Annotated in this window: 7 protein-coding genes and 2 pseudogenes; 4 read left to right on the forward strand and 5 right to left on the reverse strand. The window is 45.1% G+C overall.

Annotation, left to right across the window (positions count from 1 at the left end):
* The 4 genes and pseudogenes from BCT81_RS03035 to hemC form a co-directional block, all read right to left on the reverse strand.
* Positions 1-183: pseudogene (locus tag BCT81_RS03035) on the reverse strand (heme biosynthesis protein HemY); the annotation flags it as partial.
* Positions 183-1400 carry a uroporphyrinogen-III C-methyltransferase gene (locus BCT81_RS03040; protein WP_102423202.1) on the reverse strand — a complete coding sequence of 406 codons (1218 nt, stop codon included), beginning with the start codon at positions 1398-1400 and terminating at the stop codon, positions 183-185. The pseudogene BCT81_RS03035 and the gene BCT81_RS03040, both read right to left, overlap by 1 nt.
* A gap of 19 nt (positions 1401-1419) precedes the next feature.
* The gene (locus BCT81_RS03045) at positions 1420-2148 is read right to left on the reverse strand and encodes a uroporphyrinogen-III synthase (protein ID WP_102423203.1); all 729 of its coding nucleotides are present in this window, start codon (positions 2146-2148) and stop codon (positions 1420-1422) included.
* 2 nt (positions 2149-2150) lie between these two features.
* On the reverse strand, positions 2151-3089 hold the full coding sequence (gene hemC, locus BCT81_RS03050) for a hydroxymethylbilane synthase (RefSeq protein WP_017633312.1): 939 nt from the start codon (positions 3087-3089) through the stop codon (positions 2151-2153).
* 344 nt (positions 3090-3433) lie between these two features.
* Between hemC and BCT81_RS03055 the strand changes: the two genes are divergently transcribed.
* Entirely contained in the window at positions 3434-5962 is a 2529-nt protein-coding gene (locus tag BCT81_RS03055; protein WP_102423204.1) for a class I adenylate cyclase, read from the forward strand.
* A 70-nt stretch (positions 5963-6032) separates the two neighbouring features.
* Here BCT81_RS03055 and cyaY read toward each other — a convergent pair whose 3' ends face one another.
* Complete coding sequence (gene cyaY / locus BCT81_RS03060; protein ID WP_004740462.1) at positions 6033-6347, reverse strand: iron donor protein CyaY; 315 nt, start codon at positions 6345-6347, stop codon at positions 6033-6035.
* Between cyaY and BCT81_RS03065 the strand changes: the two genes are divergently transcribed.
* The 3 genes and pseudogenes from BCT81_RS03065 to dapF all read left to right on the forward strand — a co-directional run.
* Positions 6327-6539 carry a lipoprotein gene (locus tag BCT81_RS03065; protein WP_032554288.1) on the forward strand — a complete coding sequence of 71 codons (213 nt, stop codon included), beginning with the start codon at positions 6327-6329 and terminating at the stop codon, positions 6537-6539. The two genes, cyaY and BCT81_RS03065, sit on opposite strands and share 21 nt — an antisense overlap.
* Before the next feature lie 40 nt (positions 6540-6579).
* On the forward strand, positions 6580-7833 hold the full coding sequence (gene lysA / locus BCT81_RS03070) for a diaminopimelate decarboxylase (RefSeq protein ID WP_102423205.1): 1254 nt from the start codon (positions 6580-6582) through the stop codon (positions 7831-7833).
* An 11-nt stretch (positions 7834-7844) separates the two neighbouring features.
* Positions 7845-8009 (forward strand): annotated as a pseudogene (gene dapF, locus BCT81_RS03075) (diaminopimelate epimerase); the annotation flags it as partial.

The following is an 8009-nucleotide window of genomic DNA, read 5'->3' on the forward strand; positions in this document are numbered from 1 at the left end:
TAGGTATTCTAGGCCGAATAGTGCCGCTAAAAGTGCAATCACAAAGATCGCCAATGTGGTAACACTCATCTCGATTGTCTTATTGGCAATTGAGATCAGCACATAACCTTGTTGACCTGAAAATTGAGTGCCGACAAATAGACCTGCACCCAGAATGAGGAAAAGAAAGATTAAACGAATCATTATTTCTCCTCCGAGGTCATTACTGTCACCTCACGGCGTAGACGTTCACGAATCACATCAGACAACTGATTCTGAGACTCAAGTTTCACTGGGTATTTAACTGTGATGTTTTGTTCGCTTAGCTGTTTGATAGCCTTCTCAAACTCGATAACTGAATTGTCATCTTGGTTTAGGTACGACTTAGACCACTCGTTAGCTGTCTTTAGAGCAGCGCTATAAACTTCACCTTGCTCTTTGTAGACCGCACGAATCGCGGTTTCCAGTTTACCTTTGATGTTTTCACGTAGGTAAAAGTGCTGTTCTGGTGATAGTAGAGGGATAACCTCGCCATCCCGGCTACGGAAAGTGATGAAGTTTTCTGAGAAGTCTTTCATCGACGTCATCAGGTTACTTTGCCAATCATTGATGTCTTGAGATACAGCTTTCTTCTCGACGACTTCAGCCTCTGGAAGAATTGCATTCGCCAGAGGTAGCTTATCGACTTGTTGCTGAAGGCTCGTGATACGTAGGACCAAACCATCGCGGTCGATCAGAGGGATAGTACGAAGCTTAGTGATGTCGTTAGTCATAGACTGACGTAGAGATACTAGGCTTGGATCGTTAAGTGCAGCGATACGCTGATCGGCACTTTCCATTAGTTTGGTTGCGGTAACCGCATCATGCTCAAGGAATAGTTTACGACCAGCTAGTTTTACTAGGTAATCAGCTTCCGCAAGCAGCCAGTCATTTGGACGACGACCTTTCACATCGGCTACCGCTAGCTGCAGGCTTTGAATGCTCTTTTGTTGTTGAGATTGTACAACCTGAGTTTTCTCTACCGCATGTGACGCTTCTTGGATGGTCTCTTGCTTGATAGCTTGCAGGTCTTTATTTACTGCTGATTGGGTATTTTGTAGTTGGGCTTGAAGTGCTGCGATTTGATCTGAATATTCAGCACTTTTTTGCTGCATTTGGAAGGCAATACCGCCGCTAAAAATAATAGAAATTGCGATAGCGATAGCGCCAAATTTCACACCGCGCTTGCCTTGTTTTTCTGCTTTTTCAATCTGTTCTTTGTGATCGGCTTGAAGCTGCTCATTGTGAGTCTTATTCGATGCCGGAGCATCAAGCTTTGGTTCTGTTTCTTTTGATTCAGCACTTTCGTCTTTGGTCGCTACTGGCTGAGTATCTTGGTTCTGTTCAGGTTCAATATGCTCATTATTTTTTTTGCTTGTCATGCTTATTTCCTGTTTCTAGCTAGGGCTGGAGAGCAGCCAGTAATATTTGGTTCGCAGCACTTTGAGTATTCGTAACGTTAGAGAAGCCGAGCTGTTGTGCTCGTTGTGCTATGCGCTTGCTTGGAACAAACAAATGTCTCGTTGAAAGCCAAGCAGAATACTCACCAGGGGTAATGGAGCACAGATACTCCAGTTGTTCCTGACTTGTGACGACTACTTTGGACGTTTTTTTGTTTATCCATGTTTGATAGGTATTGTGATCGTTTATAGGAATATATTCTCTACGGTAGGTCTCACAATAAGAGACTTGTGCACCTAGGTTGAGCAAAGAATCCCGAATGAGCTCTCGCCCACCATTCCCACGTAGTATCAAAATGGATTTATTTTTTACGTCACTAAGTTCAGCAAGTTGAAGAAGATGTTCACTATCACTAACTTGAGGATAGTTTACTTTTTGTTTACAGATTTTGCTTAAAACGTGCGCAGTTTTTTGACCAACGCCAAGATAAAGCGGCGAAGTAGGCCAAACAGACGAAGTTTTAGAAAGGATATTTTGAGCCGCGGTCACGGCATGATGGCTGACAGCGATGATGATATCGCTGTTGCTAAGCTGGTCGCTTAAGTGATCCGAATCTGGATTATCAATGATACGGATAAGCGGATGATGGATTGCTTGAATCCCTTCATCCGCTAGTTGTTGGCAAAGCGATTGTCCCTCTACACCGGGACGAGTTACCAACACAGTCATGATTATTCTTGGTCTGCGTATAGCTTGGTTAAGATTTCTCTCGCACCGTCATCCAGCAGTTGATTAGCCAGAGTAACGCCAAGTGCTTCAGCATCTTTACGAGGACCGGAGATCTCACCGCGAACCATCTTAGAACCATCAGGTTCACCTACAAGTGCGCGTAGCCAGATGTTGTCGCCATCTAATAGTGAGTAGCTACCGATAGGCACCTGGCAACCACCCTCCAGAGTCAGGTTCATTGCACGTTCGCAAAGTACGCGGTCGGCTGTGTCTTGGTGGTTCAGTGGCTCAAGAAGTTTAATCAGACGCTCATCATCAAGACGACACTCGATACCTACAGCGCCTTGGCCTACTGCTGGTAGAGATTGCTCTGGTTCGATAAAGCTACGGATACGCTCTTCTAGTTCCAGACGCTTAAGGCCTGCTGCTGCCAGAACGATAGCATCGTATTGGCCGTCATCGAGTTTACCCAGACGAGTGCCAACATTGCCGCGCAGCTCTTTGATGATCAAATCAGGGCGGTATTCTAGAAGCTGACACTGACGACGCAGGCTACATGTACCTACGACAGCACCTTGTGGTAGTTCATCAATGTTGTTGTATGTGTTTGATACGAATGCGTCACGAGGATCTTCACGTTCACAAATCGTCACTAGACCTAGACCTTCAGGGAAGTCGACAGGGACATCTTTCATTGAGTGAACTGCAAGGTCAGCACGACCTTCTAGCATTGCCACTTCAAGTTCTTTTACGAACAGACCTTTACCACCCACTTTGGCAAGCGGAGTGTCTAGGATGATGTCACCTTTGGTCACCATAGTTACCAACTCAACCTCTAAACCAGGGTGAGCAGCTTGAAGAGCATCCCTTACAAAGTATGCCTGCCAAAGGGCAAGAGGGCTTTTTCTGGTTGCGATACGGATTGGTGCTGAATTTGTCATGGTGTTTCCGATATAGGTTCTGTAATAGCCTAATCCTACCATTGTGAGGCGAAAATTCTTACTGTTTGATCATTCCATGCTTTGATAGCTGAGAGATTTTCATAAGTTCACCAAAATAGTGTGATTGGTATCTCATTTGAAACATGGGCTATTATTAGAAATAGTCAATACAGAGGACACTACGGCGCCGTGAGTTTAACTTTTTGTCATTAAGGAATTGGCCAGTCTGGCGGCTTCCTTTGCTTTACCATTAGGGGTAAAAGTGTTAAATTGATCACGTTTTGTTGCTGCATTCGTTCAGTAACTAAACAGAAGTGCATTTAATCTCAAACCAAGGACTTACCTTGCAGGCTTACACTCAAACATTGATTCAACGATTAGACAATCTTAATCAACAGCGCATTGATCGTGCGTTGGCGTTGATGAATGTGCAAGGCCAACGAGTTTTTAACCTTATTCCTGCACTGCTTCATTTCAATCATCCAATGATGCCTGGTTATTACGACCAACAAGTTCCTTTTGGAATTCGTAGCTTCACGCCTAATGAATTCCAAAAGCAATTTGTCTCTGATACTGAACTTACCTTAGGTGGCAAGCTAACCGAGTCTGCGGAGCCCGCAATTCTTGGCCTGTACACCATGGGCAGTACCTCTTCTATTGGACAAAGCACGTCAAGTGACCTCGATATCTGGGTGTGTGTATCTCCAGATATGGACGGCCCAGCACGCGATAGCCTCACCAATAAATGTTTGTTGATTACCGATTGGGCTGAGACCTTGGGCGTTGAAGCTAACTTCTTCTTAATGGATGAAGAGCGTTTCCGTTCAAACCATTCTGAAGAGATGACCGGTGATAACTGTGGCTCTTCTCAGCACTTACTGTTACTCGATGAGTTCTACCGTTCTGCCGTTCGCTTAGCTGGCCAACGCCTGTTATGGCAAATCATTCCGCCAGAAATGGAAGAGTGCTATGACGAATATGTTCAGGGCTTATGCCAAGATGGCTACCTCGATTGTTCGCAGTGGATTGATTTCGGTAAGCTGAATCGTATCCCAGCTGAAGAGTACTTTGGTTCTAACCTGTGGCAGCTCTACAAAAGTATCGACTCACCGTATAAATCGGTGTTGAAGGCGATCTTGCTAGAAGCTTATTCATGGGAATACCCAAACACTCAATTGTTGAGTATTGATACCAAGCGCCGCTTCTTCGCGGATGAGCCTGATCTGTATGGTATGGATAGCTACTATCTGATGCTAGAGAAGGTGACTCGCTACCTAGAACGTATCAACGACCACACTCGATTAGACTTGGTAAGGCGCTGCTTTTATTTGAAGACTCACGAGAAGTTGTCACGTGAGGCGGGCATTGGCTCTGTTGCATGGCGTCGTGAAGCGCTAACCGAGATGACTCAATCTTGGAACTGGGGACAGGATACTATTGCTGAGCTCGATAATCGCCGTAACTGGAAGGTTGAGCAAGTGAAGGTCGTGCACCATGCTCTGCTCGATGCTTTGATGCTGAGCTATCGTAACCTGATTCAGTTTGCACGCCGTAACGACATCACGTCGGCAATTAGCCCGCAAGATATCAGTATCTTAGCGCGTAAGCTGTATGCGGCGTTTGAGGTGTTGCCAGGTAAAGTGACGCTGCTGAATCCGCAAATTTCTCCGGATCTGCATGAACCTGACTTGAGCTTTATAGAGGTTCGCCAAGGGCAATCGAATAAAGCGGGCTGGTACTTGTACAAGCAGCCGCTGATAGCACATCGTATTCTTGGTCAACCGTCACTGGAGCACCATGAGTACTTGAGTAAGTTAGTGGCTTGGTCGTTCTTTAACGGCTTGATCACTGAGTCGACACGTCTTCACTCTGTGGTTCGTGATGCCCATATTGATATCGATAAGTTCTATCAAATGGTGAGTGACCTGCGTAATACCTTCTCGTTGCGTAAGCGCCGTCCGAGTATGCAGGCACTGGCGAGCCCATGTGAGATTAGCCAGCTGGCGATGTTTATCAACTTTGAAAATGACCCGACTTCTGAATTAAGTGGTCGAGAATTAAAAGTGGATCTCAAAAATGCGGATATCTTCAGTTTTGGTGAAGAAGGTAAGAGCTTAGTCGGTAGTGTTGATTTGGTTTACCGTAACTCTTGGCATGAAGTACGTACTCTTCACTTCCAAGGTGATACGGCAATGCTTGATGCACTTAAGACGGTGTTAGGCAAGATGCACCAAGATGCGTTACCGCCAGAGTCAGTCGATGTGTTCTGTTACAGCAAAAACCTGCGTGGTGTGATGCGTAATATGGTGTATCAACTGCTTGCTGAGTGTATCGAGTTAAGGCTAAAACCAATTGAGCCAGAAAAACGTCGTCGCTTTAAGGCTATTCGTCTTGCTAACAAGATGTTTGGTCTGTTCTTTGAGCGCCGCGGTGTATCGGTACAGATGCTAGAAAACTCGGTTGATTTCTACCGTAGTATCTCTACCAATAAGCTCAAGGGTTCACCTCTGCTGATGCTGGATAAAGAGCAAGAGTATCAACTTCCAGAAGTGGTGGATGGTTTTGCGAGTGAAGGCTTAATCCAGTTCTTCTTTGAAGATACTGATAAGGGTTTCAATATTTACGTATTGGACGAGTCGAATCAGGTTGAAGCTTATCACCAGTACAGTGGTGAAAAAGATGAGATGATCGCAAGTGTGAATACCTTCTACACATCGGTAAAAGATGAGTCGAAGATGTCATCTAAATTGATTAACTTTAACTTGCCTCAGTACTACCAAATCGTTCACCCAGAAGAGGGCAATTCTTATGTTGTGCCTTACCGTAACGATGCGACGTTAGCTTCTCGGAGCTCAAAGATAGTTAACATCTAGTTTATTTAGACTGATTGATATTAAAAAAGGAGTGACTGATTCACTCCTTTTTAGTTTTGCTTACAAATGATTAGACCCAATCGATCTCTTCACCTGCATGCTTCACGCATTCTTCTTTAACCATCTCAAACAGCTCCATGCCCGTCTTAGAACATGTCCACTTGTCGTCGATTAATTTAAAGTGGAAGCCACCAGATTTAGACGCCAACCAGATTTCTTTCATTGGTTCTTGGCGGTTAATAATGATTTGGCTGCGGTTCTCAAACTCCAGCGTCATCACGTTACCAGTCACTTCGTAATCAATATCTGCCTCTGAATCGTCGATAGCTTCTTCGATGTTTTGCATCTGTATATCGACTAGTTGATGAAATTCAGTCTCGTTCATCCTTTCTATCCTATTGCTTTTCCTGAGTGTGGTGCGATTATAGGGGGCATTGAGTTAATAATCACGATATGCAAAATGAAAAAATTAATTACCGCTCTGTTTATGCTGTCCGTTATTGGACTTTCTGGTTGTGGTCAAACGGGTCCGTTATACGATCCTGATGAAGTTCAGCAGACTGAACAATCACAATAAGTGAAACACGCAGAATCGTTATTTATAAGGGATAAGAACTTTGGATTACTTCAACTATCAGGAAGATGGCCAGCTTTGGGCTGAGGACGTCGCACTTTCACAACTAGCAGAGCAATATGGTACACCGCTGTATGTATATTCTCGTGCTACATTAGAACGCCACTGGAATGCGTTTGATTCATCGGTTGGTGAGCATCCACACTTGGTGTGCTATGCCGTTAAGGCGAACTCGAACCTTGGCGTATTGAATACTCTGGCACGATTAGGTTCTGGCTTTGATATCGTTTCTGGCGGTGAGCTAGAGCGTGTAGTAGCTGCAGGTGGCGATCCTGCGAAAGTTGTATTCTCTGGCGTCGGCAAAACAGCGGCTGAAATGAAACGTGCGCTTGAGTTGAACATTAAGTGTTTCAACGTAGAGTCTGAGCCAGAGCTAGAGCGATTGAATAAAGTGGCTGGTGAGCTTGGTGTTAAGGCGCCGATTTCACTGCGTATCAACCCAGATGTTGATGCAAACACTCACCCTTATATCTCGACTGGTCTGCGTGATAACAAATTTGGTATCGCCTTCGACCGTGCTCCTGCGGTTTACGCTTTTGCACAAACATTAGAAAACCTGTCTATCCACGGTATTGATTGCCACATCGGCTCTCAGCTAACAGATATTGAACCTTTCATTGATGCGACTGACCGTTTGCTTGCCCTAATCGACCAACTGCGTGCTGATGGTATTAACATTAAGCACCTTGATGTCGGCGGTGGCTTGGGTGTGGTTTATCGTGATGAACTGCCACCACAGCCTTCAGATTATGCGAAAGCGCTATTGGCTCGTCTAGACAATCATTCTGATCTAGAGCTGATTTTCGAGCCTGGAAGAGCGATTGCTGCTAACGCTGGTGTATTATTGACGAAAGTTGAGTTCCTTAAGCCAACAGAGCACAAGAACTTTGCCATTATCGATGCGGCAATGAACGACCTGATGCGTCCAGCGCTTTACCAAGCGTGGCAAGATATTGTCCCAGTGAACCCTCGCCAAGGCGAAGTGGTAACGTACGATTTGGTTGGTCCTATCTGTGAAACAGGTGACTTCCTAGGCAAAGACCGCGATTTGGTGCTTGAAGAAGGCGATTTGCTTGCGGTTCGTTCTGCCGGTGCTTATGGTTTCGTAATGTCCTCTAACTACAACACTCGTTCGCGTGCGGCTGAAGTGATGATTGATGGCAACAAAACTCATCTAGTTCGTCAGCGCGAAGAGCTTACGAGCTTGTGGGAACTTGAAAACATTCTTCCGGAGTAATTTAAAGCGTTATGCACTTCCACTTTTCTAAAATGCATGGTTTGGGCAATGATTTCATGGTCGTGGACTGCATTACTCAAAATATTTTCTTTTCTCCAGATTTGATCCGTCGTTTGGCGGATCGTCACACTGGCGTGGGCTTTGACCAGTTACTTGTGGTTGAGGCTCCCTATGAT

Origin of the sequence: Vibrio sp. 10N.261.52.A1 (assembly GCF_002876325.1) — a bacterium.
GTDB classification, from domain to species: domain Bacteria; phylum Pseudomonadota; class Gammaproteobacteria; order Enterobacterales; family Vibrionaceae; genus Vibrio; species Vibrio chagasii.

Excerpts from the sequence above, each read along its gene's own strand:
- BCT81_RS03065 (WP_032554288.1), top strand. The coding sequence starts at position 6,327 with ATGAAATTCAGTCTCGTTCATCCTTTCTATCCTATTGCTTTTCCTGAG.
- BCT81_RS03040 (WP_102423202.1), bottom strand. The coding sequence starts at position 1,400 with ATGACAAGCAAAAAAAATAATGAGCATATTGAACCTGAACAGAACCAA.
- hemC (WP_017633312.1), bottom strand. The coding sequence starts at position 3,089 with ATGACAAATTCAGCACCAATCCGTATCGCAACCAGAAAAAGCCCTCTT.
- cyaY (WP_004740462.1), bottom strand. The coding sequence starts at position 6,347 with ATGAACGAGACTGAATTTCATCAACTAGTCGATATACAGATGCAAAAC.
- BCT81_RS03045 (WP_102423203.1), bottom strand. The coding sequence starts at position 2,148 with ATGACTGTGTTGGTAACTCGTCCCGGTGTAGAGGGACAATCGCTTTGC.